Raw genomic sequence first — 26096 nt, forward strand, 5'->3', positions numbered from 1 at the left:
GGCCGGCTCGGTGCCTGAGGTGCGGGGCGGTGGCCTTGACGCCGCCCGCGATCTCGGCTACCCGGTCGCCCTCAAGGCCACCGCCCCGCACCTCAGGCACCGAGCCGACCTGGGCGGCGTCCGCCTCGACCTCGCGGACGAGGAGCAACTGCGCCGGTCGTACGCAGAGTTGACCGAACTGTTCGGCGCGCCGGATGAGCTGCGACCGGTGGTGCAGCGGATGGCGCCACGGGGCGTGGACGTCGTCGTACGGGCCGTCATCGACCCCGCGGCCGGAGCGGTGCTCTCCTTCGGGCTCGCCGGGGCCGCCTCACAGCTGCTCGGGGACACCGCGCACCGGCTGATCCCGGTCACGGACCGGGAGGCGCACTCGCTGGTGCGCGCGATCCGCACCGCACCGCTGCTGTTCGGCTGGCGCGGCTCGGCACCGGCCGACACCCGTGCCCTGGAGGAGCTGCTGCTGCGCGTCTCCCGGCTGGTCGACGACCACCCCGAGGTCGTCGCGGTCACCCTGGAACCGGTCGTCGTCGCCTCGCACGGCCTGAGCGTCCTCGGCGCCTCCGTGCGCCTCGCGCACCCGCCCGCCCGCGACGACCTCGGCCCGCGGACACTCCCCGCGTACTGACAGGGGGCGAGCTGTCCCTCGCAGTCAGTGGTCCCCCGTAGGATGGGCGTCATGGCCAAGACCAGTACGACGACCCAGGGGCTGCGGGCGGCGATCGAGCGCAGCGGCTACTACCCGGCCCTCGTGGCCGAGGCGGTGGAGGCCGCCGTGGGCGGCGAGCCCATCCGGTCGTACCTGGTCCACCAGGAGACGACGTTCGACCAGAACGAGGTCCGGCGGCACGTGACGGTGCTCGTCCTCACCGACAACCGCTTCATCGTCAGCCACACCGACGAGCAGGCCGCGGACAGCACCTCCCCGACGCCGTACGCCACGACGTCGACGGAGTCCGTGAAGATCGGCCGCATCTCGTCGGTCGTGGTCAGCCGCGTGGTCGCCAACCCCGAGTCGTACAAGCCGGGGACCCTGCCCCGTGAGGTCGTCCTCACCATCGGCTGGGGCGCCGTCTCCCGCATCGACCTGGAGCCGGCCGCGTGCGGCGACCCCAACTGCGAGGCGGACCACGGCTACACGGGCAACTCGACGGCGGACGACCTCAGCCTGCGCGTCAGCGAGGCCGGGGACGGACCGGAGACCGTGCGCGAGGCGCTCGCCTTCGCCCAGGCCCTCTCCGAGGCGACCGCGGACACGACCCGCTGATGACACAGCTCAAGACGGCCTGGGACGACCACCCCGAACCGCTCACCGTCGCCTCCGCACCCGTCCCCGAGTACGGCAGCGGATCGCTCGCCGACCTCCTGCCCACCCTGGCCGCCGGCCTGGGCGTCCCGGACATGAGCGCCGCGATCACCGAGCTGACCCCCGCCGACCGGAACTGCGTGTTCCTGATCGACGGCCTCGGCTGGGAGCAGCTGAAGGCGCACCCCGAGGACGCCCCCTTCATGACGTCCCTGCTCGCCACCTCGCGCGGCGGCACCGGGCGTCCACTCACCGCCGGCTACCCGGCGACCACGGCGACCTCGCTCGCCTCGGTCGGCACCGGCCTGCCGCCCGGAGCGCACGGCCTGCCCGGCTACACCGTCCGCAACCCCGACACCGGTGAGCTGATGAACCAGCTGCGCTGGCAGCCGTGGACCCCGCCCGGCCCCTGGCAGCCGTACCCCACGGTCTTCCAGCTGGCGCACGCGGCCGGGGTGCACGCCGCGCAGGTGTCGTCGCCGACCTTCGAGAACACCCCGCTGACCAGGGTCGCGCTCAGTGGAGGAACGTTCCTCGGGCGGCTGCCCGGCGAGGACCGCATCGACCTGGCGGCCGAGCAACTGGCCGCGGGCGACCGCTCCCTGGTGTACACGTACTTCGCCGAGGTCGACGGCGCCGGCCACCGCTTCGGCGTCGACTCCGACGCCTGGCGCGGCCAGCTCATGTACGCCGACCGCCTGGTCCAGCGGCTGGCCGAGCAACTGCCGCCGCGCAGCGCGCTCTACGTCACCGCCGACCACGGCATGATCGACGTGCCCTTCGACGAGCAGCACCGCATCGACTTCGACGAGGACTGGGAGCTGAGCGCCGGGGTCGCCCTGCTCGGCGGTGAGGGCCGTGCCCGCCACGTCTACGCGGTGCCCGGCGCGGCGAACGACGTCCTGACGTGCTGGCGCGAGGTGCTCGGCGAGCAGTTCTGGGTGGCCTCGCGCGACGAGGCCATCGCGGCGGGCTGGTTCGGCCCGCGGATCGACGAACGGGTGTACGGCAGGATCGGTGACGTGGTCGCCGCCGCGCGGGACGATGTCCTGCTCATCGCCTCCGAGCGGGAGCCGAAGGAGTCGGCGATGGTCGGCAACCACGGTTCGATGACCCCCGCCGAGCAGCTGGTCCCCCTGCTCGAAGTACGCTCCTGAACAGCCCCACTCCATGCCCCACCCCGTCCTCCCACGCCGAAAGGTGCTCAACTCCACATGCCCGAGCTGGTGTTCTTCTGCGGAACGATGGACTGCGGGAAGTCGACGCTGGCTCTCCAGATCGAGCACAACCGCTCGGCGCGCGGCCTGCAGGGCATGATCTTCTCGCGCGACGACCGCGCCGGCGAGGGCAAGCTGTCCTCACGCCTCGGCCTGGTGACGGACGCGGTGGAGGTCGGCGACGGACAGGACCTCTACGGCCACCTCGTCGACCACCTCTCGCAGGGCGGCCGCGCGGACTACGTGATCGCCGACGAGGCGCAGTTCCTCGCACCGGAGCAGATCGACCAACTGGCGCGTGTGGTCGACGACCTGAGCCTCGACGTCTACGCCTTCGGCATCACGACGGACTTCCGCTCCAAGCTGTTCCCCGGCTCGCAGCGGCTGGTGGAACTGGCCGACCGGGTGGAGGTCCTCCAGGTCGAGGCCCTGTGCTGGTGCGGAGCCCGCGCCACGCACAACGCCCGCACGATAGGCGGGGTGATGGTCGTCGAGGGCGCCCAGGTCGTCGTCGGCGACGTCACCCACTCCGCAGACGAGATCGGCTACGAGGTCCTGTGCCGCCGTCACCACCGCCGCCGGATGACGAGCGCATCCGCCCGTGCAGGGGCACTCTCGCCGGATGTCCTGCCCATCGTCTCCGCCTGAGTGCCGCAGACCGGAAAGCCGTGGTACATCACATACCGGCCGCCGGCCGCCGCTGCCCTCTTGGAGCCTCGGCAACCGACGAACGGCGGCCAGGTCGGTCCTTACATGTTGATCATGTGTCCGGCGAGGCCGTGGATCGCTTCCTTCACCGCCTCCCCGAGCGTGGGATGCGCGTGGATGTTGCGGGCGACTTCATGCACCGTCAGGTCCCACTGCTGGGCCAGGGTCAACTCGGGGAGCAGCTCCGTCACCTCGGGGCCGATCAGGTGGGCGCCCAGCAGCTCTCCGTGCCGGCCGTCGCTGATGACTTTGACGAAACCGCTGGGATGGCCGAGACCGTGGGCCTTCCCGTTGGCCGTGAAGGGGAACTTCGCGACCCTGACGTCGAACCCCCGCTCCCTGGCTTCGGCCTCCGTCCAGCCGAAGCTCGCGATCTGCGGCTGACAGTAGGTGGCGCGTGGAACCATCGTGAAGTCGAGTTCCATGGTCTCGGCGTCCGCGATGGTCTCGGCGGCCACCATGGCCATCGCCTCCGCGGCGTGCGCCAGCATCAGCCTCGCCGTGACGTCGCCGATGGCGAAGAGGTGCGGAACGCTGGTCCGGCCGCGGGCGTCGACATCGATCGCGCCGCGCGCGGTCAGCCGTACGCCGGTGTTCTCCAGGCCGTATCCGCGCACGCGCGGGGCGAAGCCGATGGCCTGGAGGACCTTGTCGGCCTCCAGTACCTCCTGCCGGCCCTCGCGTGTCACTGTGACGCGCACCTTGGCGGCCGGGTCGGTGTCGTCGATGGCCTCGACGCGGGTGGACGTGAGCACCTGGATGCCCAGCTTGCGGTAGTGCCGGGCGAGTTCCGCCGAGACGTCGGCGTCCTCCAGCGGCACCAGACGGTCGAGGAACTCGACGATGGTGACCTTGACCCCGTAACTGCTGAGCACGTACGCGAACTCGACGCCGATGGCGCCCGCGCCCGCGATGACGATGCTCTCCGGCAGCGTCTCGGAGAGGATCTGCTCCTCGTAGGTGACGACCCGCTCGCTCCGTGCGGTGCCCGGCAGCAGGCGGGTGGTCGCCCCGGTCGCGATGACACAGTGGTCGAAGGTCACGGTCTCGGTGCCACCCGCGGCCAACTCCACCCGCAACGTGTGGTCGTCGGTGAACGTGCCCCGGCCGTCGTACTCGGTGATGCCGTTCTTCTTCATCAAGTAATGGACGCCGTTGACCCGGCCGTCGGCCACCTTGCGGCTGCGCCGGAACGCCTCGCCGTAGTCGAAGCTGACGCTGCCCTCGACCGTGATACCGAAGGTCTTCGCCTCGCGGGTAAAGATCTGGGCCAGTTCGGCGTTGCGGAGCAGCGCCTTGGACGGGATGCATCCGACGTTGAGACACACCCCGCCCCAGTACTTCTCCTCCACGACGGCCGTCCGCAGCCCGAGTTGCGCGGACCGCACCGCGGCCGTGTAGCCGCCGGGCCCAGCGCCGAGAACGACGACGTCGAAGTGTGAGCTCATGATCCGGTCTTCCCTCTGTTCACGCCCAGCCGGTCAGGCCGGAGCGGCCCTCGATGATGGTGGCGAGCTTCTTGCGGTCGACTTTTCCGTTGCCGCTCAGCGGTAGTTCCTCCAGAACGGCGCAGCGCCTCGGGACCTTGAACTCCTCGATCTGCTCGCGCATCCTGTCGAGAACCTGCTCCGCGCCGATCTCCGCGACCACGGCGAGGACAGCGGGCTTCTTGCCGGACGGCGGCAGGACGGCGGCCGAGACGACTCCGGGCACCCGATGCGCGGCGGCCTCGACCTCGGTGGCGCTGAGACGGAAGCCGCGCTCCTTGTACAGGTCGTCGCGGCGGCCGGAGAAGTACAGGTACCCGTCCTCGTCCACGTGGCCGTAGTCACCGGTGCGCAGCTCGGGGAAGAGGCCGTCGCGGCGCGGGAAGCGCTGGGCGTTCAGTTCGGGCCGCCGCCAGTAGCCGGCCATCACGTGCGGGCCCCGGACGACGATCTCGCCCACGACACCGGCGGGCACGGGGGCACCGTCGTCGTCGACGATGAGAATCTCGGTGCCGGGCAACGGCAGCCCGCAGGAACCGGGGCGTTCCAGGTCCCCGTCCGGTGGCATGATCACGGCGCGCTTGCACTCGGTGAGGCCGTACATCACCTGGGCGCGCAGTCCGGGTATCGCGGCACGCAGCGCGTTGACCGTCTCGGTCGACAGAGCGGCACCGGTGTTGGTCAGCAGCCTGAGCGGCGGGCGCTGGGCAGAGGCCCGCTTCAGCAGCCATACCAGCGACTCGGCGACCGACGGGACGGCGGGCAGGACGGTCGCCTTGCTGTCCAGCAGACTGCGCAGCAGGGCCGGTCCGGCCTCGGCCGCGCTGCCGAGCACGATGTGCGCACCGCTGAGGGCGCCGAGGAAGATCTGGTAGAGGCCGTAGTCGAAGGAGAGCGGCAAAGGACAGTAGACGACGTCCTCGTCCTGGTACCCCAGGACCTGCTGAATGGCCCGGGCTGCGAAGACGACCTGCTGATGGGTGCTCACCACGGCCTTGGGAAGGGAGGTGGTGCCCGAGGTGTAGATCAGGCAGACCGGGTCGACGGCGAGTGGCTCGCGTACGGCGATCGGCTCCACGGGGGCGGATGTGCCGGGCTCGGGGAACGCGATCGGCAGCAGGTCCTCGGGGCGGGCGGCGACGATGCCCCGGTCCCGCGCGGTCTGGCGCGACGCGGGATCCTCGGCGACGACGAGGCTCGGCTCGCAGTCGTCGAGCACGTGCTCCAGCGGTACGCCCCGCACTTGTTCGTGGAGGACGGACCACGGGGCGCCGAGGCGTGAGGCCGCGAAGACGAGCGCGGGGATCAGCGGACCCGAAGGCACGGCGATGACCACGCGTCGGCCTCGCTCGACGCCTTGGGCGTGCAGCCAGGCGGCCAGCCGGTGGCTGGCGTCGCGCAGGGCCGTGAACGTCGTGGTGGACTCCTGTCGGCTGACGGCCGGGCGCTCTGGCCAGGCCTGGGCGGCGATGTCCAGGAGGTGGTGAAGGAGCGTGTTCTCGGACAACTTGCTCAGTTCCCTTCAGGCGACGACTCCCCCGTCGCCATGTCGAATGGCTCGATCGCCCGGACACCGGTCCCGGCACCGTCCTGCCGGGACCGGTGTCCGCCCACGGCACGACGAATCGGCGCGGGCCGTTCCCGAACCTGTCATCGGCGCGCCCGGCGGGTGCGTGAGGTCAGGGTTTGGGCACGGCGCCCAGCTGGGACAACAGTCCGAGGGCGTCGGACAGCACCCAGTACTCGGCGATCTTGTCGTTCTCGAGACGGACGATGGACATACCGGAGTAGCTGACGGCTGTTCCCGGGGCGACGGTCGCGGTGGGGGCGCCACCGGCGTAGGTGCCGGTCACTGTGTACCCGCCGGCGACGAGGTCGCCCTCCCTGAGGGGGCCGGGACGCGTGGTGAAGCGCACGTCGTGCAGGAGCGTGCGGACTGCGGTGACCCAGTCGAGCAGGCCGTCGCGGGTGGTGATCTGTCTGGAGTCGGGAAAGCCGAGGTAGCGGGCCAGTTCGGCGCTGTGCACGGTGAAGTCGTCGGCGATGAACTCCGGTGTGTCGGCGAAGTCCACCTCTCCGTTCCACAGGTCGACGAAGCGCTCGAAGAGCGCCTTGCCGTGATCGGTCGGCGCGGGGCGGGTGTCGGTCATGCCTTCGCCCCGGCTTCCGGCGTGGGCGCTCCGACCGCTACGGAAGCATCGGCCTTGCCGGCCACCCGGACGCCGATGAGCAGGGGCAGCACGGCGAGCGCGCAGGCACCGCAGATCGCGCCGATCACGCTGAATGAGACGCCGTTGTCCAGAAGGAGGGCGGCGATGGTGGTCGCCAGCGTCATTCCGCCGTACTGGGCGGAGCTGTTGAGCGCGAGTGCGGTGCCGCGCGTCTCCGGCCGCAACTCGCTCACCAGGGCGTTGAGGGAGGGCTGGCCGACGCCGACCGCCGTACCCCAGACGACGAAGACGACGAGAACGGCAACCAGGTGGTCGCCGATGAGGGCCACGGAGGTCACTCCGGCGGCCGCGACCAGGGCGGCCGCCACGATCACGGTGCGCTTGCCCAGCTTGTCCGCGATACGGCCGCCCAGCAGCGCGCCGGCCATGCTGCCGGCGCCCGATCCCATGATGGCGAGACCGGTCTGCGCCTCGTTGAAGCCGAAACGCTCGGCGTAGAAGACACCGATGTTGGAGAACATGCCGTACAGGGCGAAGGCCCACAGCAGGGTGCAGCCGAGCACACAGAGCACGGCGGGTGTGGTCACGGCGCGGCCGACCATGCCGAGATAGACGGCCACGGGGCTCTTGGCGCTGTGCTGTTGCGCTGCGGGCGGCACTGTCGCGGGGATCATCGAGAGCACCAGCGCGCACACCAGGACGGCCACCCCGCCGACGGCGAAGAACGCGACGCGCCAGCCCAGCAGATGGGCGAGGTAGGAGCCGAGCGGCACTCCGATGACAGTGGAACTGAGCAGACCTGCCACCACGATGCCCATGACCTTGCCACGACGCTCGAAGGGGAAGGTGTCCGCGATCATCGCGTAGACACTGGGCATGATCATCGCAGCGCCCAGACCGGCCAGGGCGCGGCAGCCGAGCAGCAGGGTGAAGTGGGAGGTGACGCCCGTCAGGGCGTTGCCGAGGGCGAAGAGGACGAGACCGCTCGTGAGGACCGTGCGACGGCCCAGCCGGTCCGACATCGCGCCGCACAGCGGGGCCGCGAGCGCGAACAACAGGGCGTAGGCGCTGACGAAGAGACCACCCAGCCGGGCTGCGGTCCCGGTGTCCTCGGCGATGGCCGGCACAAGCGGAACGGTGATCATCGAATCCAGGCCCACCAGGAAGGCGCTGGCGACGGCTACGAGCAGCACCCGGCTGGGCTGCGGGGACGTGTTTGCGGATAAGGACATGACACCTTTCTCACTCTGCTCGGGACTCGTCGGCGTTCGCCGTCCGCACGGCGCCGGCGGACGGACGCCGCGCGGCGTCGCGGGGAATCACGGCGGTGCCCACCGCCCGGCAGACGACCACGGGATCCCCGAGCAGTTCGGCTCGGGTTGCCCCTTGCCCGTACCGGGCGGCAATGTATTTATGTGCCGTGAATTCCACGACGCGCCGGAGTCTACTCCTGCCTACCAGAAGTCCGCTCACCTCGATGTAATCACCGACATACACGGGCGTCTTGAATTCGATCTCACTGTAGCCACTGAGCAGACCCTCGTCCCCGTCCATTCGGACGGTGATCTCTGTCACAACGTCGCCGAACAATTGAAGTATCCGGGCGCCGTCAACAAGATTTCCGCCGTAATGGGCGTCCTTTTGAGCCATTCGCGCGCGCAGTGTCGCGGTAACTGTTTCAGACATACTTCGACCTCACTCCGACCGTCCGCTCCGCGCCGACTCGCGCAAGGCGATCTCTTCCAGGACCGTCCGTGCGGTCACCGAGGCGTCACCGGCTCGTGACGCCGTCTCGTGGTCGCCGTGGCCCAGGGCCACGGCGACCACGTACTCCCCCTTGTGGGCGATGGACACCGTCAGGTCCGACAGCCCGATCTCCGCCGCCCTGCGCTGTGCCGCCCCCGTCAGCCGCACCAGGGGCCCGGTCCGTGCCCCGCGGGTGACGCAGATGTGCCGGGGCAGCAGCCCGCCGCGGCATCCCGTGCCGAGCACTTTGAGCACCGCCTCCTTCGCGGCGAACCGGCCGGCGAGGAACTCCCGTGCCCGCTCCCGGCCGAAACCGTCGGCGAGGGCCAGCTCGTCCGTGGCGTAGGTGTACCGGCGGAACCACGGGCGAGTCTGGAGACGGTCCAGTTCGCCCAGGCCGAGGACGTCGATCCCGATATGCATCCCGGCCGCCCTACCCGGCTTCACCGGGAGCCGAGGGTGAGCGGAACACGGCCAGCTGCCCCTCCTTCGTCAGTGGATCGACGTCGCAGAGGATCACCGTGGCGGCGTCCCGGCACCAGTCCTGCCAGTGACGGGCCAGTTCCAGCCAGACACTCGTGCAGTAACTGGTCTCCCCGGCGCGGCTGATCCGAGCCCCGGCCTCGTCCACAGCGCCGTCCTGGACGCCCGGGCCGAGCACCAGCAGCGTCCCCGCCGGGTCGGCGGCGGCCAGCTCGCTCAACCGGGCGGCGGTGTCCTCCGGGGACGCGAACGACTCGACGCCGGAGAGGGCGGGCCCGCCCTCCCCGTCCGGCCTGCCTGCGTCGCCGAGCACGAGCAAGACACCGGAGTCGGTCAGGTCCCGGGTGTCCACGAGCGGATGAGAGGTCGGCAGGGTGGTCTGCTCCAGGATTGCGAGGACGGCCCGTCGCGCCCGGCCGGCCCGCTGGTAGGCGGCGATGATCCGCAGTGCCGTGAATGGGGCCGCGAGGCCCTGCTCGGACACGCAGAAACTCTGCGCCGCACCACCGAGCAGCATGTTCAGGTGCGAGGCGACCGCGGTGAACGGGTGCACGTCGGGCAGCGCATGGGTGACGACCACCAGGTCCGTAGGCCCGTCGATCCCCTCCGCCGTGACCAGCTGGTCCACGAGGTCGCGGTGGGAGACGTTGGCCCCCTCGCGCAGCCGCCGCTCGTCGGCGGTGGAACCGAACGGCTCCACCAGGTCGCGGAAGAAGCCGACGATGGACGGGTCGTCGTGGTACGGCCGTCGGGGCGGGTCGGCGATCGCGGCGGCCGAGCGCAGGACCGGCATCGTCACTTCCCCTCGCCGAGCAGCCGCTGAAGGTAGGCGGTCAGCGTGCCCACGGTCATGAAGTCGTCCATGTCCAGTGTTTCGGGGTCGATGGCGACGTTCATGCTGTCCTCCAGGGACATGAGCATCTCCATCACCGAGGTCGAGTCCAGGTGCAGGTCCTCGAAGAGCCGCACGTCAGAGGTGAGCCCGCTCACCTCCCGTTCGAGCACCTCGGTGAGCGCGGTCTCGACCGACTCCACGACTGCCGTGTTCTCCATGGGGTTCCATCCTCTTGTCGAAAAGCCAATACCGGGGGAGCGGAAACGTCAGAAAGCGATGAGGTGCTGCTTGCCCAGCAGGTCGTCCACGACGTCCCGGCGGCGTACCAGGTGGGCGGTGCCCTGGTGGACCATGACCTCGGCCGGGAACCCGTGGCTGAGGAACAGCCCGGGGGACGCCGACGGTCCGTACGCTCCGGAGCGCTCCACCCCGATGAGGTCCCCGGGACGCACCTCGGGGAGCGCGACCCGCTTGCCGATGACGTCATTGGGTGTGCAGAGGGGGCCGGTGACCGTGTACTCGCCGGTGGGTTCCTCGTGGTAGCGGGTCAGCGAACGGATCGGGAAATTCCGCTTGACGAAGCTGCCCACCCCGACGGCGGCCATGTGGTGGTTGGTCCCGCCGTCGGCCACCACGAACCGCTCGCCCATGGATTCCTTGACGTAGCGTGCCCGGGTCACGTACGTCCCGCACCGGGCGGTGAGATAGCGGCCGAGCTCGTTGATCAGCCGGCAGTCCGGGTGGTCCTCCAGGAATGAGGTGACCGTTGCCTCGATGCCCGCCGCGAGTTCCGGAATATTCAGGTCCGGTTCATTGTCGAAGTACGGTATCCCGAAACCCCCGCCGAAATCGACGATGCTCAGTTCGATTCCGGTCTCATCGGCCAGGGACGCTGCAACGGCCAGAATCTCCCGAGTGTTATGGACCAAATCCTCGTGGCGAAGGAAACGCGTTCCCATATAGGCGTGGAAACCGGTGACCCGAGTACGCCGCAGCCCCTTCAGCATCCTGCCGGCATCGCGCAGCAGGGCCACGTCGATGCCGAACTGGCGTGGTTTTCCGCCCATCGCGAGCCCCGACCCCTTGGTGTGGAAGTCCGGATTGACACGCAGCATGACCGGTACGTCGGCGCGGCCGGACGCCACGGCCATGTCGTCCACCTCCGCCAGTTCCTCCAGCGACTCGCACACGATGGCGCGCAACCCCGCGGCGACACATGCCTCCAGCTCCGTGCGGGTCTTGCCGGGGCCAAGGAAGATCGTGTCCGCCGGCGCGATACCGGCCCGCCGCGCCGTCTCGAGCTCGACCAGCGACGACACCTCGGCACCCGCGCCGAGGCCGCCGAGGTAGCCGCAGACACTGATGTTGGGGTTGGCCTTGAGCGACAGGTAGATGTCGACCGCGGGGTGCGTCAGACCGCGCAGTTCGTCGTAGGTCCGGCGCAGGACGTCCGCGTCGTACACGTACAGCGGCGTGCCGAACTCGTCGGCCAACGCCGACACCGGCAGCCCCTGCACATGGAATTCGGTGGCGGTCATGCCGCTTCCCTCCCCGCTTTCCGCTCCGTCCCCGCTGGAGTGACGGACGCCCCGTGAGTGATGACCATGGCCGCGAAGGTGGCGCCCAGGCCCACGGTCGCGAACAGGTAGTGCCGCCCAGGAACCAGCCGCCCCGCCTCGCGCAGCGTCGTGTGGTTGAGGAAGACGTCCGAGGCGAAGCAGTGGCTGAAGCGCTCCACGTTCTCCAGGAACACCTGCGCGCGTGGTATGCCCAGCTCGTTGATCGTCTGACGCCACGACTGGAGGTTGACGTTGTGCGGAACGACCAGGTCGATGTCCGCGAACTCCAGCCCCGCCGCGGCGACGGCACGCCGCATGACCTTCGCGAGTTCCGGCGCGTACACCTTCGAGAAGCGCAGCGACCTCTCCTCGTCCAGCAGCATCGCGGCCGAGAACTCGCCCATGGTGCTGGTGACGTAGGACCGCACCGCGTCGCCCGCTCCGTCCAGCGTGACGAGACAGGCCGCCGCGGCGTCGCCCATGATGGCCACGTCCTCGATGAGCTGGATCTTGGGGGAGAACGCCTGCTCCCCGGTCACGACCAGGGCACAGTCACCCGGCCTTCCCTCCGCCCGCAGGAGTTCACCGGCCACGTCGACGGCGGCCATCCCGCTCGCACAGTTCTGATGGCTCAGTCCGAAGGCCTCGGCCTGGTGCAGCCCGAGCCGGTCTCTGATCTCCCGCGCGGGATCGACGTGTGCCGGTGTCACCGCCTGCGTGGTGTGGGCGTACAGCACGTGTCGGACCCGGCTCGCGGTGCTCTCGTCGGCGACCACCCGGCGGGCCGCCGGCAGCACCACGTCGAAAAGGCTCAGCTCCGGATCGAAGCGGATCTCCTTGAGTCCGTGCACCCGTTGAAAGAGCCGGAGCTTGGTACGGCGCAGCCCCAGCCGGTCCACCAGGTCCTCGATCGGCACCCTGCGCTCGGGCGCGTAGGACGCCATCGCCTCGAGGGTCGTGACTCCCGTGTTCACTGCCGAACTCCTCCCTCCGTTCTTGGTCATCGCGGCCCTCGGTAGGTCAGGACGGCGGCGTTGAAGGTGGCGCCCGCGCCGACCGAGGCCATCACGTAGTGCCGGCCCTCCGTCAGCCGGCCCTTCTCCCGCAGCGTCGTGTAGTTGACGAAGACGTCCGAGGCGAAGCAGTGGCTGTAGCGCGCGACGTTGTCCAGGAAGACCTGCTCGGACGGCACCTCCAGCTCCGCGATGGTCTGCCGCCATGCCATCAGGTTGACGTTGTGCGGGATGATCAGATCGATGTCGGACAGCGAGAGCGAGGCCTCGTCGACGGCCCGGCGGATCACCTCCGCGAGCGTCGGGGCGTACACCTTCCCGAACCGGGCCAGCTCTTCTGCGGGCAGGGAGACGAGGTCCGAGAACTCGCCGAGGGTACGGCTGACGTGGGACAGGACGGGGTGGCCCGTGCCGTCCGCGGCGATCAGGCAGGCCGCCGCGGCCTCTCCCATGATCGCCGTGTTCGGAACCAGTCGGACCAGCGGGGAGAAGGACTTCTCGCCCGTCACCACCAGCACACGGTCGCGGGGGTCGCCGCCGCGCAGCAGCACGGCGGCGACGGCCAGGGCGCCGAGCCCGGTGGCGCAGTTCTGCTGTGTCAGCGAGAACGCCTCGGCGTGAGCGAGCCCGAGCCGGTCGCGCACCTGCCGGGCGATGTCCGTCGCCGGCGGTGCCACTTGGTGGATGGCCCGCGCATGGATCACGTACCGCACCCGGTGCGGCTCGGCGAGCCCGGTCACGATGTCCCGGGCCGGCGACACCACCATGTCCACCAGGGGAACTTCCTCGTCGAGCCGCAAGGTGTGCAGCCCGTGCACCCTACGGAACAGCGCGACCTTCGCCCGGCTCAGACCGAGAGGTCGGGCCATCGCCTCCACCACGACCGTGCGGTCGGGCATGGCGGACTCGATCCTCTCCAAGGTCAGCAGGGGCGTCATACGTCATCCCCGTCCCGGTCCGCAGCGAGGGCCGCCCGCAGCCAGTCGTCCACCGCACGGGCCGTCGTCGTCGCGTGCTCGCCCAGCATGGTGAAGTGGTCACCGGGGACGTCGACGACCGTGTCGGTCAGCGGCCAGCGCGGCCGGTCGTGCGTTCCGGAGCGCTCTTGGGCCCGCACCAGCAGGGTGGGCACCCCGATGCTCTCCGGGGCCCAGCCGTCGAAGACACGCAGGTAGCCGCCCATCGCGATCAACCGGTGGTCGTCCATCCAGACGCTGCTCTCCGGGGCGAGCATCTGGTCGGCCACCATGGCGAGGTCGTCCAGGTCCAAGGGGCAGGCGAGCGTGTCGATCAGTACCACCGCCCGGGGCGCCGCGCCCCGCTCCACCAGCCGCCGCGCCACCGCGTGGGCGATCCAGCCACCGGTGGACCTGCCGAGGAGCACCAGCCCCCGGTCTCCGGCGAGATCCAGGGCGGCCTGTGCCTGCGCGTCGGCCAGGGCCGTCAGCGACGCGGGCAGCCCCTCGCCGGGAGTGAATCCGGGAAGCGGCGGGACCGACACGGCACGGCTTGGCAGAGCGGAGGTGAAGGCGGCGTACTCCTGCGGCCCGGAGATCGCGATCATGGAGGGGAAGCAGACCATCACGGGTCCGTCCTCGGGCCCGGCCGCCTTCGGGAAGGCAGCCGGCGCGGCGCTCCCGTCGAGGGGCGGCCGCAGCCTCGAAGCCGTGACGAGCAGATCCACCGCGTCCCCGAGTCGATGCCGTTCATGGGCGTCGCGGAAGAGGCTGACCAGGGTCTCCCCGCCGTCATGTCCCGTGGTCGGTGAGCCAGTCGTGACGGCTCCGAGCTGACCGTCCACGAAGACGGCCAGCTGTGCCGGCGTCGGATGGTCGAAGACCGCGGTGGCCGGGAGCCGCAGACCAGTGGCCCGGTTCACCGCGTTCCGCAGCTCCAGCGAGGTCAGCGAATCGAATCCCAGGTCCCTGAAGGAGGTTTCGGGGTCGACGGCGTCGGCGCTGTCGTGGCCGAGCACTCCGGCAACGGCGGCCGATACCGCCTCGGTGACGGCCTTCGACCGCTCCGCACCGGCCAGCCCGGCCAGCCGGTCGTGCAGGGTCGGACCGGCCGTGACGCCCGTGGCGGGTGCGGCGGATGCGGAGCGCCGTGCCGTGCCGCGCACCAGGCCCCGCAGCAGGGGCGGCAGCGGCTGTGCCGAGCCGCGCAGGGCCTTGCGGTCCAGCCGTACCGGCACCAGGACGGGCCGTCCGTTCGCGCACGCGGCGTCGAACAGGGCCGTGCCCTGGTCCGGGGAGATGGCCAGGACCCCGTAGCGCTCCATCCTCTTGAGGTCGGCGGCCCCGAGCGTGCCGGCCATGCCGCCGCCGGGCTGCCACATGCCCCAGGCGAGCGCGGTGGCGGGCAGCCCCTGGGCGGCGCGGTGCTGGGCCAGGGCGTCGAGGAAGGTGTTGCCCGCCGCGTAGCTTCCCTGTCCCGGGCTGCCCAGCGTGCCGGCGACCGAGGAGAACAGCACGAACGCCTTCAGGCCGACGCCCTCGGTGAGTTCGTGCAGGTGCAGGGCCGCGTCCGCCTTGGGGCGCAGCACGGTGTCCAGCCGCTCCGGTGTCAGCGAGGTGACGACCCCGTCGTCGAGGACGCCCGCGGTGTGGACCACCGCGGTCAGCGGATGCTCGGCCGGGATGGTGCCGAGGAGCCCGGCCAGCGCCTCACGGTCGCTGACGTCGCACGCCGCGACGGTGACGTCCGCACCCAACCGGCGCAGTTCCGCTGTGAGTTCGGCGGCTCCGGGTGCGGAGGGTCCCGAGCGGCTGGTGAGCAGCAGTCGGCGGGCGCCGTGCTCGGTCACCAGGTGCCGGGCGAGCAGCGCCCCCAGTTCGCCGGTGCCGCCCGTGATCAGAACGGTGCCCTGCCAGGCCGCCGGATCCGGTTCGACGCCCACCGGGGCGGCGGACCTGACCAGGCGGGGTATGACCAATGAACCTCCGCGCACGGCGAGTTGAGGCTCGCCGGAGGCCAGCGCCGTCTCCAGGGCAGCGCCGGAAAGCTGTTCGCCGATGTCGCCGTCACCGTCGAGGTCGACGAGGACGATGCGCTCGGGTGCCTCCGACTGGGCCGACCGGACCAGACCCCACACCGGGGCCGTGGCCAGGTCGAGAACGTCTTCGCCGGGTTGCGCCGCGACGGCCCGGCGGGTGACGAGCACCAGCCGGGACGGAGCCTCAGGCCCCCCGGTCAGCCAGGTCCGCAGCAGTTCCAGCACCTGGCCGGTGGTCTCCCGCAGAGCGCCCGCGAGGTCCGAACCGAAGGTTCCGGCACACTGCACGACGGTGTCCTGGGCCAGGCCGCCGTCATCCTTCAGTGCCTCCAGCACGGCCGCCGGGGTGCTGAAGTACCGTGCCGTGCGTGCCGGGACGGTGCGGGAAGCCGACGGGAGCTCCGTCCAGTCCACGTGGTGGAGCCCGTCGGGCGCGATCGCACGGGCGGCGCCGAGTTGCTCGCCCGACGCGGCACGGGATACGAACCCCTCGACGGTGACGACCGGGTTGCCTTCCGGATCCGCGGCCGTGAGTGTGACCGTGTCGGCGTCCTGGCGGGTGTAGCGGACACGCAGCGAGGAGGCTTCGAGCGCGTGCAGCCGCACGCCGTTCCAGGAAAAGGGCAGCCGGCCGGAGGGGGTGCCGTCACGCAGCTCCTCCCACGCCAGGGCGTGCAGGGCCGCGTCCAGCAGGGCAGGGTGCAGCCCGAACCGCGCCGCCTCCGCCGCGGGCTCCTCGGGCAGGTCGACCTGCGCGAACAGCTCCTCTCCCCGCCGCCACACCGCGGTCAGGGCCTGGAAGGCGGGTCCGTAGGCGAAACCCGTGTCGGCCAGCCGGTCGTAGACGCCGTCGATGTCCACCTCGACGGCGTCCCGCGGCGGCCACTCGGCGACGCCGGTCTCCGGCGCGGCCTCCACGGCGCGGGCGAGCCGGCCCACCGCGTGCAGCGTCCACATCGCTTCGTCGTCCCCGGCCCCGTCGTCGGCCCGGGAGTGCAGGGTCACCGGGCGGCGGCCGTCCGGCTCCGGAGGGCCGACGATCAGCTGGACCCGGATGCCGCCCTCCTCCGGCAGGACCATCGGCGCCTGGAGCGTCAGCTCCTCCACCGTTTCGTACCCGGTGTGGGCACCGGCCAGGTTCGCCATCTCCAGCAGTGCGGTACCGGGCACCAGTGTCGTGTCGAAGACGACGTGGTCGGCGAGCCACGGGTGGGTCGGGCGGGAGAGGCGGCCGGTGAAGACCGCGGTGTCCCCGGCGGCCAGGGAGGTGACGGCACCGAGCAGCGGGTGGTCGGCCGCGGTGAGGCCGACCGAGGAGACGTCGCCGGGCGCATCCGGCTCGTCGAGCCAGTACCGCTGCCGCTGGAAGGCATAGGTGGGCAGGTCGACACGGCGTGCGCCGAGGCCCGCGAAGAACGCCTCCCAGTCCGCGGAGACGCCGCGGACGTGCAGCTCGGCGATGGCCGTGGTGAGGGAGTGGGGTTCGGGGCGGTCCCGGCGCAGCAACGGCACGACCAGGGCGTCGTGTTCGTCGCCGAGGCACTGCCGGGTCACGGCCGATAGGGTCCCGTCCGGGCCGAGCTCGATGAACGTCCTGACCTTTTCCTGCCGCAGCGTGGTGACCGCGTCGGTGAACCGTACGGCCTCACGCACGTGCCGCACCCAGTACTCGGCCCGGCCCAGGGTGTCCGCGCCGGCCACCTCTCCGGTGACGTCCGAGACCACGGGGATGACGGGAGTCGCGAACGTCAGGCCCTGCACTACGGCGGCGAAGTCCTCCAGCATGCCGTCCATGTGCGGCGAGTGGAACGCGTGGCTGACCGTGAGCCGCTTGGTCTTGCGTCCCCCCTGCTCGAAACGCGCGGCGACGGCGGTGACGACGCCCTCGTCACCGGAGAGAACGAGCGAGCCGGGGCCGTTGAGCGCGGCGATCGAGGCGCGGTCCTCGAAGCCGGCGAGAGCGGCGAGGGCTTCCTCCTCGGTGGCCTGCACGGCGACCATCGCGCCGCCCCCGGGCAGTCCCTGCATGAGCCGCCCGCGGGCCGCGACGAGCTTGGCCGCGTCGGGCAGCGAGAGCACCCCGGCGACATGAGCGGCGGCGATCTCGCCGATGGAGTGGCCGGTGACGAAGTCCGGCCGCACACCCCAGCCTTCGAGCAGCCGGAAGAGCGCCACTTCCAGCGCGAACAGGGCCGGCTGGGTGTACTCGGTCCGGTCGAGCAGACCATCGGCGTCGTGGTCGGCGAAGACGACCTGGCGCAGCGGTCGGGCGAGGTGTTCGTCAAGCGCGTCGCACACGGCGTCCAGGGCGGCGGCGAACGCGGGGTAAGTGGCGTACAGGGCACGGCCCATGCCCAGTCGCTGGCTGCCCTGGCCGGTGAAGAGGAACGCGGTCTTGCCTGCCGCCCGGGCCTGGCCGCGGACGGCGTGCGTGGTGGTGGAGCCGTCGGCGACTGCCTGCAGGGCGGAGACCAGGGTGTCACGGTCGCCCGCGGTCAGGACGGCGCGGTGTTCCATGGCGGCGCGGGAGGTGGCCAGAGAGTAGGCGACGTCGAGGGGATGCTCCCCGGTCAGGGCCGCCAGCAACTTCCCCGCCTGGGCGCGCAATGCCTCCGCGTTCCGTCCGGAGAGCATCAAGGGCAGGACGAAACCCTCCGGCGGCTCCGGTCGTACCACTGACTCGGGCGCTGCTCCGGCGGTGTCGGCGGGGGCGGGCTCCTCGAGGATGACGTGAGCGTTGGTGCCGCTGATGCCGAAGCTGGAGATACCCGCCCGGCGCACCCGGCCGGAGGCGGGCCACTCCACCGGCTCGGTGAGCAGCCGGACGTCGCCTGCCGACCAGTCCACGTGCGGGCTCGGCGCTTCCACGTGCAGGGTCTTGGGCAGGCGGCCGTGCTCCATGGCCTTGATCATCTTGATGATGCCGCCGATTCCCGCGGCGGACTGGGTGTGGCCCACGTTGGACTTCAGCGACCCCAGCCACAGCGGTCGTCCGTCGCGCCCCTGGCCGTAGGTGGCCAGCAGTGCGTTGGCCTCGATGGGGTCACCGAGCTTGGTGCCGGTGCCGTGTCCTTCGACCGCGTCCACGTCGCTCGCCTTGAGCCCGGCGGCGGCCAGCGCCTCCCGGATCAGCTTCTCCTGCGAAGGGCCGTGCGGGGCGGTCAGCCCGTTGCTCGCGCCGTCCTGGTTGACGGCCGAGCCGCGGATCACGGCCAGGACACGGTGCCCCCGGCGGCGGGCGTCGGACAGTCGCTCCACGATCAAGGAACCCACGCCCTCGGCCCACGAGGTGCCGTCGGCGGCAGCGGCATAGGACTTGGCCCTCCCGTCGGGCGCCAGGCCTCGCTGCCGGCTGAACTCCGTGAAGGAGAAGGGCGTGGCCATCAGCATCACACCGCTCACGACCGCCAGGCCGCACTCACCGCGCCGCAATGATTGGCCCGCCATGTGCAGGGCCACCAGCGAGGAGGAGCACGCGGTGTTGACGGTCACGGCGGGGCCGTCGAAACCGAAGGAGTACGAGATGCGGCCCGAGGCGACGCTTCCCGCGCTGCCGACGCCGAGGTAGCCGTCGAAGCCCTCGACCGGCGTCTTGAGGAAGCGGAGGCCGTATTCGTCGAACATGATGCCGACGAAGACGCCGGTGTCGCTGCCGCGCAGGGTCTCCGGGACGAGCCCGGCGTTCTCGAACGCCTCCCACGTGGTTTCCAGCAGCAGACGCTGCTGGGGGTCGACGGTGACGGCCTCGCGCGGGGAGATGCCGAAGAAGTTGGCGTCGAAGTCGGCGGCGTCGTGCAGGAAGCCGCCCTCGCGGACGTAACTCTTGCCGATGCTCTCCGGGTCCGGGTCGTACAGGTCATCCAGGTCCCAGCCCCGGTCGGTCGGGAACCCGGTGATCGCGTCGCGGCCCTCGTCCACCAGCCGCCACAACTCGTCGGGGGTGGTCACACCGCCGGGGAACCGGCAGCTCATGCCGACGATCGCCAGGGGCTCGGTGTTCCGTTCCCTCGCCTGCCGCAAACGGGCCTCGACGCGGTCGAGTTCGGCGGTCGTACGCTTGAGGTACCGCAACAGCTGCGCTTCGGTGGACACGTTCTCGTCGGACAGGTTCTGGTCGGGCATTCTCAGCTTCTCTTCGCTAGGCACGGTCGGGTCCGGACGTCGTGGGCGCGAGGGCCGGGGCGGGGTCACCCGGCGTCATCCAGGGGCCGGAGCCTGGTGTCCAGATAGGCGAGCAGTTCCTCGGCGGACGTCGCTTCGATGGGCTTGTCGTTGGTGGCTCCCTCCGTCACGGGCGTGAGCCGGTCGAGCAGGGCGCCCAGCCGTGTGACGAGTTCGGCGCGCAGGTTCCCGTCGGCGGCGTCACCGGTGAGTTCGGCGGCGGCCGCCTCCAGCCGCTCCAGGGCCGCCGTCAGGGACACGGACGAGCCGTCCACGGCTGGGGTGAGCCGGGTCCACAGGTGGTCGGCGAGTGCCCGCGGAGTGGGCTGGTCGAAGACCGTCGTAGAGGTCAGCGGGATGCCCGTCAGCTCGCTGAGCAGTTCGCCGAGGACCACGGCGGCCAGCGAGTTGACGCCGAGGGCCAGGAAGCTCTCCTCGCCGGACGCGGCGCGCAGTTCCGCACTCTCCGTCGCCTCGGCTGCGGCGTCGAGCACCTGCTTCAGGAGTAATGTGCGGCCGGCGTCCGCAGGCAGCTCCGCGAGCCGCTCGCGCAGTTCCGCCGCCGGGTCCTCACCCTGTGACGCCGTGGCGGCGTCGCCGAGGACGCCCAGTTGGGCGTAGAGGTCGAGCTGGTCGTCCGAGAGCCAGTACTCGGCGATCCGGCCGTCCTCGAAGCGCAGGATGTCAACGCCGCGGAAGGCGACGCGGGTGCCGGCGGGCGCGGTGGCGGCGGCGGGGCGGCCACCTTGCCAGGTGCCCTCGAACACCCACCGGCCGATGGCGTAGTCGCCGACGATGAAGGGACCGAGCTCTCCGGTGATCCGGGCGTCGTCGTCGAAGGAGGAACGGAAGGCGGCGATCCAGGAGGCGACGGACGGGCCGTCGTGGAGGGTTGCGGGGTCCGGCATGCCGTGCTGGGGGATGTTGACCCGCATGGAACGCGACAGGATGGTGTCGGCGATGGCGAAGTCGCCGTTCCACAGCCGGGACCACGCGTCCCACAGCTCCCGGTGCGTCAGGACGGTGGCCGGCGCGTTCATCGGGCGGCCTCCGTGCTCTCCGGGCGAGGGCCGTCGGTCCCGGCCGGGTGTGTCGCGGCCCCCGGAACCTCCCCGGACAGGATCCGCAGAGAGTCCTCCGAGAGACTCCAGCCGGTCACCTTCTCGGTACGGGCGACGATCTCGGGCGCCATGTAGTCCTCCACCGTCATCAGGCGGGAGCCGAAGAGATGGAAGTGCTCCGCAAGGCGGGTATCGCGTGCCGCGCCCTCGAACATGAACGCCTCGATCTCGTTGAAGGGGCGCGCCAAGGCGTAGTCGGCGATGAGGTGCTGATGGCCTCCGGTCTCCGTGGCGTGCCGTTTCGCGTAGTCGGCGAGCGCGCCGTCGAGCGGGCCGCCACCGGTGAGGGCAGGAGCCGTGGTTTCGGCCAGCCATGAGGCCGACTGCATGGCCCAGGCGCAGCCCACGGCGGAGAGGGGATCACTGGTGAGGGCGGCATCGCCGATGAGGGCGAATCCGGGACCGGACGGTTGACGCGCGATCAGCGGGTAGTTCACGGTGCCGATGACCTTGGATATCCGCTCGGCCTTGTCGATCTCGGGGCCCTCCGGCAGCGAGCGGACGAAGTCGAGGTAGGCACCCTCGATGTCCTCGCGGAAGTCGTCGAGCCGCGTCTTGGACAGTACGGCGGCGACGACGGTCACCCCGTCCTCGTTGGGCATCACGTAGGCGTTGTCGGGGTCGAGGTAGTAGACGCGTGCGGAGGTGCGGCCCTCGGGGTGGCGCAGCCCGCGGAAGTACGCGAAGTAGCTGAAGCGGTTGTTCTCCGCGGTCTCGGACGGAGCACCGGTCAGACGCGCGACCGTGGAGTCCTTGCCGTCGGCGCCCACGACGAGTGAGGCCCGCAGGGTGAAGGGGCCGTCGGCCGAGGTGCCGGCCACACCGGTCGTCCGGCCGTCCTCCGTCAGCAGCTCGTTCACGGTGTGGCCGAGCCGCAGATCCACGCCCTCGGTGTCGGCGGCCATCCTCCGTAACACCGGGTCGAGTGACTGCCGGCGGACGCTGTAGCCGTGCGGCAGGACACCGGGGCCGGCCTCGGCCTCGGGCCTGATCCAGCCCCATTTCGTCCAATAGTCCGCGGAGTTGCGTATCGCGCCTATGCCATCGAGGGCGTCGGCCAAGCCGAGTTCGGCCATCACAGGATAGGCGGAGGCTTGAATGTAGTGCGTGCACAGCACTTTGTGGGCGGTCATACTGGAACGGCGTTCCAACAGGGTCACCTTGGCACCCTGGCGTGCGTAGAGAATCGCCGCCGTACAGCCGGCCACGCTGGCCCCATTGATGACGACGTCGTAGCTTCGAGTCTCGCTTTTTGGCACGACTGACCTCTCGGACGTTCTTGACTGGGCGCAAACAGTTGGTGCGCGGGTAATGTCAGACGGCCTGTACCACGGCGCATGACCAGGTAAAGCCGCCACCACCGCCGAGCAGCACGGCGAGTTCCCCTGATTCGAGATCCGGGGACGAGGAGATGTGGGCCATATTGGCGAACATGTCGCCCGCCCCCAGATGACCGCTGCCCTCTCGCTCCCGGAGCACCTTTCCGGTCAGCAGGCCCTCGAGAACGGGCAGATACATCATGTTGAGAACACTGTCGCTCAGGCGCGGCAGGGCCACATAGCGGATACGGGCGTCCCTCGGATCCACGTCGGCTTCGGCAAGTGCCTTCAGGAGTACGGCGCGCACGCTCGCTCGCGCCGACTCGGTGAAAGCGGCAATTCCCCCGTGTTCCTCCAGGTAAGCCTTCTTCGGTCTTCTGACGTCGATACGGCCGCCACGCCAGAGTGGAATCGGGCTGAACTCGTCACGACCGCGGTACATCGACTCGTATCGGGCATCCGTCACGAAGGCGAGCGACTTCAGAGCAAGCCCGGAACGGGCACGTCCGGGATCCTGGCGGCGCAGAAGTGCCGCTGTGCCGGCGTCGCCGTACACCACGCCGTAGTCCGAGGCCCAGCGGTCGAATCCAGGCGGGCAGAAACGGTCTGCGGTGGTCACCAGGGCGACCTGCGCGCGGGCGTCCGCTGTGAGCTTGTCCCTGGCGACGCCAAGCGCCGCGGCGCCGGCGTTGGACATCTGCTGGACACCGATCGGGAGCGCGGCGGCAGCGCCGATCCGGGCCGCGATGTAGTGGGCGGGGGACCAGAAATCGTGCCCCTGGTGGTACAGCCAGCCGTGCACCAGCACGTCGATGTCCTCGGGACCGCACGTCGAGGCGCCGAGCGCGCGCTCCGCGGCCAGTACCGCCATGTCGGGTGCCGACTCTTCGGATATCGGTACCGCGGTCAGACCGAGGTCATGGCTCTCGTCCGCGGTGATCCTGCCCGCGGCCACCATGGCCGATGCCGCCTCACGCTCCTCCGGTAACCATGTCGTCACAGCTTCCAGGACAAGAAGTCCTGTGCCTTTCATAAGTCTTTCCCCCGTGCAGCCGCATGGGGGCGGCTTGGTCTCGCCGCTCCCTTTGCGTGGTCGCGATAAGTACCCCTGGCGGGGCCCTGCTTGCTCACTTCACATCACTTGGTTGCGCGAAGCACGGATTGGTTTACAGGCGGAGCCCAACAAGTGCGGTGACGTCCGTCACACCCACCGTGAGCGAGTATTTGTGGCGCGCCCGGGTGAATGCGGAATGCTGTCTATCGATTTTGGATCCTGTCTCTCGCTTGCTCGTGAGGTGGCCGAAATCGGTCCGATGGCGCGGAGTGGCCCATGGCATGATGAACCGGTGGCGGCCCGTGCAGCGAGGGTGCGGGCTACGGAGAGAGTTGGGTAACGGGGATGACCTCAGCACTGATTCCGCGCAGCACACACGAATCCGATCGGTCGACAGAAATCGCCCACCTTTTCGTCGCCTATCGGTCACATCTACTCAGGCTCGCCGTCGCATTGGGCGCGGAGGCTGATGCCGAGGACATCGTTGCAGAGGCCTTCTTCCAGCTCTACAAGAATTGGGACGATTTACGCTCCAGGGAGGCCGCCGCAGGCTACCTGCGATCGGTGGTCAGAAACCTGGCTCGCATGAGGTTGAGGCGGCTCGTGATTGCCCGCCGCTATGCCGAGCCCCGGCTGTGTGAGTCCGTAGTGCGCTCGGCCGAACAGCAGGCACTGCTCAACAGTGATCAGCGGGCTGTGGTCAAGGCCCTCAGGGAACTTCCCCGTCGACAGTTCGAGGCGCTGATTCTGAGGCACTGGATGAATCTCAAGGAATCGGAAATTGCCGACGCGATGGGAATATCGGTGGGTGCCGTGAAGTCCCATACGTCACGGGGGATGACGAGACTCTCCGAGATGCTCGAGTCGAGGGTCGCGTAGCCCGGGGCTCTGCCCGGGAGGGCCTCACGGCCGGGAGGTGGCACATGCGGCGCCGGCTCCGAGCGTAGGCCGCGGCTCTGATCCACAGATGCCGCAAGCCGTGGGTGTCAGGGGCGGCGTTGCACCAGCGCGAACCGCGCCCCTTCCGGATCCGCCACCCTCGCCACCCGCCCGTGGGGCGTGTCGTGCACCGGCTTCAGGACCTGCCCGCCCAGGTGGACGACATGGTCCACGGCGTCGTCGATGTCGGCGACCTGGAAGTACGTCACCCAGTGCGGCCCGCGGTCGCGGGGCAGGGCCTGTCCCAGGCCGTGGATGCCGGCGACGGGTTCGCCGCCCAGGTGCAGGGTCACGTAGTCGAAGTCGGCGGAGACCACCGGCTCCTCCTCGTAGCCGAACACCATCCGGTAGAACTTGGCGACGCTCGCCGACTCGAAGGTCAGCAGCTCGTTCCAGGCGGGTGTGCCGGGAACGCCCGAGACTGCGGTGCCGAGGTGCGCGGCAGCCTGCCAGATGCCGAAGACCGCGCCGGAGGGGTCGGAGCCGATCGCGAGGCGGCCGGCGTCGGCGGCGTCCAGCGGGCCCACACCGATCGTGCCGCCGCGGCTGCGTACCATGCCGGCCGTGAGATCCACGTTCTCCGAGGCGAAGTAGGGCGTCCACGCGATGGGCAGATGGCGGTCCGGGGGCAGCCGTCCGATGCCGGCCACCTCCCGCCCGTCGAGCAGGGCACGCACATACGGGCCGAGCTGCTGGGGCCCCGGCTGGAACTCCCAGCCGAACAGCGCTCCGTAGAACTCCTCGGTCGCGTCCGGGCCGTGCACCATCAGGCTCACCCAGCAGGGCGCGCCGGGCGCGTGCCGAGCGGGTGTGTCACCGTTCGGCCCGGCGGACCCCCGTGCGTCGGTCATCGTCACTCTCTTCTCGGCCTCGCGGTGGCCGTGCTCTCCGCAGCCTGGCGGGGCGGCCCTGTGGGGCGTCCCTTGTCCGGGAGAATGCCCGATGTGCGGGCCCCGTCCCTCGCGGCGCGCTTGTCGGCATGTGTCGTTCAGCTGTACAGCATGTGCTTGTTCCCGTACGCCGCGTGATCGCTTCGCTCCGGCCGAGCAGAGTAGCCGGACACGGACGGCTCGGCCACCCCCGTGCGCGAGGATGGGGACCATGAACGCCATCATCTCCGCATCCGACCTCGCGAGGGATCTCGCGGGTGCCCGGCCGCCGGTCCTGCTCGACGTCCGCTGGCAGCTGACCGCGGCCAAAGCGGCCGGGGAGCCGCCGTTCGACGGCCGGGCCGCGTACGAGGCAGGGCACCTCCCGGGGGCCGTATACGTCGACCTGGACCGGGAGTTGGCCTCCGCGCCGGGCAAGGGTGGCCGGCACCCGCTGCCCGACCTCGCGCACTTCGGTACCGCGATGCGCCGGGCGGGCGTGTCGGCCGGGACGCCGGTGGTCGTCTACGACGGCGGTCAGGGGTGGGCGGCCGCCCGGGCATGGTGGATGCTGCGCTGGACGGGTCACCCGGACGTGCGGGTCCTCGACGGCGGGTTGCCGTCCTGGGAGGGGCCGTTGGACAAGACCGTGCCGACTCCGGCGGAGGGCGACTTCGTGCCCGAGCCGGGGGCGGGGCTGCTCGACGCGGATGCCGCCGCGGCCCTGGCGCGGTCCGGGGTGCTGCTGGACGCGCGGGCGGGGGAGCGGTACCGGGGCGAGGAGGAGCCGATCGATCCGGTGGCGGGGCACATCCCGGGCGCGGTGTCGGCGCCCACCACGGAGAACGTGGGGGCCGACGGGCGCTTCCTCCCCGCCGGGGAACTGCGAGCGCGTTTCGAGGGACTTGGCGTCACCGAGGGGGCGCGGGTCGGCGTGTACTGCGGGTCGGGGGTCTCCGCCGCGCACGAGGTCCTGGCGCTGGCGGCCGCCGGTATTCCGGCGGAGCTGTACGTGGGGTCCTGGTCGGAGTGGTCCTCGGACCCGGACCGGCCGGTGGCCGTCGGCCCGGACCCGCGGTGACCTGACGCAGAGCCTGACACGAAAAGATGCACACG

General features: G+C 70.5%; 22 protein-coding genes. 6 read left to right on the top strand and 16 right to left on the bottom strand.

All coding sequences use genetic code 11. The annotated features are described in order from the left end of the window. The 4 genes from K4G64_RS17860 to K4G64_RS17875 form a co-directional block, all read left to right on the top strand. Positions 1 to 625: acetate--CoA ligase family protein (locus tag K4G64_RS17860; RefSeq protein ID WP_221757033.1), on the top strand; the 625-nt coding region annotated here is incomplete at its 5' end. Between the two features lie 51 nt (positions 626 to 676). After that, a complete protein-coding gene (locus tag K4G64_RS17865) occupies positions 677 to 1264 on the top strand; it encodes a DUF5998 family protein (RefSeq protein ID WP_221757034.1) in 588 nt (195 codons plus the stop codon). Next, entirely contained in the window at positions 1264 to 2460 is a 1197-nt protein-coding gene (locus K4G64_RS17870; protein ID WP_221757035.1) for an alkaline phosphatase family protein, read from the top strand. The genes K4G64_RS17865 and K4G64_RS17870 overlap by 1 nt, the downstream gene beginning before the upstream one ends. A 57-nt stretch (positions 2461 to 2517) precedes the next feature. Then, on the top strand, positions 2518 to 3168 hold the full coding sequence (locus K4G64_RS17875) for a thymidine kinase (protein WP_221757036.1): 651 nt from the start codon (positions 2518 to 2520) through the stop codon (positions 3166 to 3168). 101 nt (positions 3169 to 3269) lie between these two features. Here the strand turns inward: K4G64_RS17875 and lpdA are convergent, their stop codons facing one another. The 15 genes from lpdA to K4G64_RS17950 form a co-directional block, all read right to left on the bottom strand. Next, positions 3270 to 4676, bottom strand: coding sequence for a dihydrolipoyl dehydrogenase (lpdA, locus tag K4G64_RS17880; RefSeq protein WP_221757037.1), 1407 nt, complete (start codon positions 4674 to 4676; stop codon positions 3270 to 3272). Positions 4677 to 4695: 19 nt separating this feature from the next. Beyond that, positions 4696 to 6222: a class I adenylate-forming enzyme family protein gene (locus tag K4G64_RS17885; RefSeq protein WP_221757038.1), complete on the bottom strand. Its 1527-nt coding sequence runs from the start codon at positions 6220 to 6222 to the stop codon at positions 4696 to 4698. Between the two features lie 172 nt (positions 6223 to 6394). After that, positions 6395 to 6865 (bottom strand): ester cyclase, encoded by a 471-nt coding sequence (locus K4G64_RS17890; RefSeq protein WP_221757039.1) that lies wholly within the window; start codon positions 6863 to 6865, stop codon positions 6395 to 6397. Continuing rightward, positions 6862 to 8118, bottom strand: coding sequence for an MFS transporter (locus K4G64_RS17895; protein WP_221757040.1), 1257 nt, complete (start codon positions 8116 to 8118; stop codon positions 6862 to 6864). The genes K4G64_RS17890 and K4G64_RS17895 overlap by 4 nt, the downstream gene beginning before the upstream one ends. Before the next feature lie 10 nt (positions 8119 to 8128). After that, positions 8129 to 8572, bottom strand: coding sequence for a 3-aminobutyryl-CoA ammonia lyase (locus K4G64_RS17900; protein WP_221757041.1), 444 nt, complete (start codon positions 8570 to 8572; stop codon positions 8129 to 8131). 9 nt (positions 8573 to 8581) lie between these two features. After that, positions 8582 to 9055: a holo-ACP synthase gene (locus K4G64_RS17905; RefSeq protein ID WP_221757042.1), complete on the bottom strand. Its 474-nt coding sequence runs from the start codon at positions 9053 to 9055 to the stop codon at positions 8582 to 8584. A 10-nt stretch (positions 9056 to 9065) separates the two neighbouring features. Continuing rightward, positions 9066 to 9908 carry a hypothetical protein gene (locus K4G64_RS17910; RefSeq protein ID WP_221757043.1) on the bottom strand — a complete coding sequence of 281 codons (843 nt, stop codon included), beginning with the start codon at positions 9906 to 9908 and terminating at the stop codon, positions 9066 to 9068. 2 nt (positions 9909 to 9910) lie between these two features. Continuing rightward, positions 9911 to 10168, bottom strand: a complete 258-nt coding sequence (locus tag K4G64_RS17915) for an acyl carrier protein (RefSeq protein WP_221757044.1) — start codon at positions 10166 to 10168, stop codon at positions 9911 to 9913. Between the two features lie 48 nt (positions 10169 to 10216). Next, positions 10217 to 11488 carry a diaminopimelate decarboxylase gene (locus K4G64_RS17920; protein WP_221757045.1) on the bottom strand — a complete coding sequence of 424 codons (1272 nt, stop codon included), beginning with the start codon at positions 11486 to 11488 and terminating at the stop codon, positions 10217 to 10219. Continuing rightward, a complete protein-coding gene (locus K4G64_RS17925) occupies positions 11485 to 12483 on the bottom strand; it encodes a 3-oxoacyl-[acyl-carrier-protein] synthase III C-terminal domain-containing protein (RefSeq protein ID WP_221757046.1) in 999 nt (332 codons plus the stop codon). Before K4G64_RS17925 ends, K4G64_RS17920 begins: the two co-directional genes overlap by 4 nt. Before the next feature lie 26 nt (positions 12484 to 12509). After that, complete coding sequence (locus tag K4G64_RS17930) at positions 12510 to 13460, bottom strand: ketoacyl-ACP synthase III family protein (protein WP_221757047.1); 951 nt, start codon at positions 13458 to 13460, stop codon at positions 12510 to 12512. Beyond that, positions 13457 to 19639: a type I polyketide synthase gene (locus K4G64_RS17935; protein WP_221757048.1), complete on the bottom strand. Its 6183-nt coding sequence runs from the start codon at positions 19637 to 19639 to the stop codon at positions 13457 to 13459. Before K4G64_RS17935 ends, K4G64_RS17930 begins: the two co-directional genes overlap by 4 nt. Before the next feature lie 65 nt (positions 19640 to 19704). Next, positions 19705 to 20718 carry an ester cyclase gene (locus K4G64_RS17940; RefSeq protein ID WP_221757049.1) on the bottom strand — a complete coding sequence of 338 codons (1014 nt, stop codon included), beginning with the start codon at positions 20716 to 20718 and terminating at the stop codon, positions 19705 to 19707. Then, on the bottom strand, positions 20715 to 22058 hold the full coding sequence (locus K4G64_RS17945; RefSeq protein WP_221757050.1) for an NAD(P)/FAD-dependent oxidoreductase: 1344 nt from the start codon (positions 22056 to 22058) through the stop codon (positions 20715 to 20717). The genes K4G64_RS17940 and K4G64_RS17945 overlap by 4 nt, the downstream gene beginning before the upstream one ends. 55 nt (positions 22059 to 22113) lie before the next feature. Further along, the gene (locus tag K4G64_RS17950; RefSeq protein ID WP_221757051.1) at positions 22114 to 23151 is read right to left on the bottom strand and encodes a 3-oxoacyl-[acyl-carrier-protein] synthase III C-terminal domain-containing protein; all 1038 of its coding nucleotides are present in this window, start codon (positions 23149 to 23151) and stop codon (positions 22114 to 22116) included. Between the two features lie 366 nt (positions 23152 to 23517). Here K4G64_RS17950 and K4G64_RS17955 point away from each other — a divergent pair, with 366 nt between their 5' ends. Beyond that, positions 23518 to 24051: an RNA polymerase sigma factor gene (locus tag K4G64_RS17955; RefSeq protein WP_221757052.1), complete on the top strand. Its 534-nt coding sequence runs from the start codon at positions 23518 to 23520 to the stop codon at positions 24049 to 24051. Positions 24052 to 24158: 107 nt separating this feature from the next. Here K4G64_RS17955 and K4G64_RS17960 read toward each other — a convergent pair whose 3' ends face one another. Continuing rightward, positions 24159 to 24962 carry a VOC family protein gene (locus K4G64_RS17960; protein WP_221757053.1) on the bottom strand — a complete coding sequence of 268 codons (804 nt, stop codon included), beginning with the start codon at positions 24960 to 24962 and terminating at the stop codon, positions 24159 to 24161. Positions 24963 to 25212: 250 nt separating this feature from the next. On the opposite strand from K4G64_RS17960, the gene K4G64_RS17965 reads away from it, so the two are divergent. Further along, entirely contained in the window at positions 25213 to 26061 is an 849-nt protein-coding gene (locus K4G64_RS17965) for a sulfurtransferase (protein ID WP_221757054.1), read from the top strand. Positions 26062 to 26096 lie beyond the last annotated feature (35 nt).

Source organism: Streptomyces sp. WAC04114, from assembly GCF_019733245.1.
Taxonomy (GTDB): Bacteria; Actinomycetota; Actinomycetes; order Streptomycetales; family Streptomycetaceae; genus Streptomyces; species Streptomyces massasporeus_A.

Coding starts and splice junctions, on each gene's coding strand:
- K4G64_RS17865 (WP_221757034.1), top strand. CDS start 677: ATGGCCAAGACCAGTACGACGACCCAGGGGCTGCGGGCGGCGATCGAG.
- K4G64_RS17870 (WP_221757035.1), top strand. CDS start 1,264: ATGACACAGCTCAAGACGGCCTGGGACGACCACCCCGAACCGCTCACC.
- K4G64_RS17875 (WP_221757036.1), top strand. CDS start 2,518: ATGCCCGAGCTGGTGTTCTTCTGCGGAACGATGGACTGCGGGAAGTCG.
- lpdA (WP_221757037.1), bottom strand. CDS start 4,676: ATGAGCTCACACTTCGACGTCGTCGTTCTCGGCGCTGGGCCCGGCGGC.
- K4G64_RS17890 (WP_221757039.1), bottom strand. CDS start 6,865: ATGACCGACACCCGCCCCGCGCCGACCGATCACGGCAAGGCGCTCTTC.
- K4G64_RS17895 (WP_221757040.1), bottom strand. CDS start 8,118: ATGTCCTTATCCGCAAACACGTCCCCGCAGCCCAGCCGGGTGCTGCTC.
- K4G64_RS17900 (WP_221757041.1), bottom strand. CDS start 8,572: ATGTCTGAAACAGTTACCGCGACACTGCGCGCGCGAATGGCTCAAAAG.
- K4G64_RS17905 (WP_221757042.1), bottom strand. CDS start 9,055: ATGCATATCGGGATCGACGTCCTCGGCCTGGGCGAACTGGACCGTCTC.
- K4G64_RS17910 (WP_221757043.1), bottom strand. CDS start 9,908: ATGCCGGTCCTGCGCTCGGCCGCCGCGATCGCCGACCCGCCCCGACGG.
- K4G64_RS17915 (WP_221757044.1), bottom strand. CDS start 10,168: ATGGAGAACACGGCAGTCGTGGAGTCGGTCGAGACCGCGCTCACCGAG.
- K4G64_RS17920 (WP_221757045.1), bottom strand. CDS start 11,488: ATGACCGCCACCGAATTCCATGTGCAGGGGCTGCCGGTGTCGGCGTTG.
- K4G64_RS17930 (WP_221757047.1), bottom strand. CDS start 13,460: ATGACGCCCCTGCTGACCTTGGAGAGGATCGAGTCCGCCATGCCCGAC.
- K4G64_RS17935 (WP_221757048.1), bottom strand. CDS start 19,639: ATGCCCGACCAGAACCTGTCCGACGAGAACGTGTCCACCGAAGCGCAG.
- K4G64_RS17940 (WP_221757049.1), bottom strand. CDS start 20,718: ATGAACGCGCCGGCCACCGTCCTGACGCACCGGGAGCTGTGGGACGCG.
- K4G64_RS17950 (WP_221757051.1), bottom strand. CDS start 23,151: ATGAAAGGCACAGGACTTCTTGTCCTGGAAGCTGTGACGACATGGTTA.
- K4G64_RS17955 (WP_221757052.1), top strand. CDS start 23,518: ATGACCTCAGCACTGATTCCGCGCAGCACACACGAATCCGATCGGTCG.
- K4G64_RS17960 (WP_221757053.1), bottom strand. CDS start 24,962: ATGACCGACGCACGGGGGTCCGCCGGGCCGAACGGTGACACACCCGCT.
- K4G64_RS17965 (WP_221757054.1), top strand. CDS start 25,213: ATGAACGCCATCATCTCCGCATCCGACCTCGCGAGGGATCTCGCGGGT.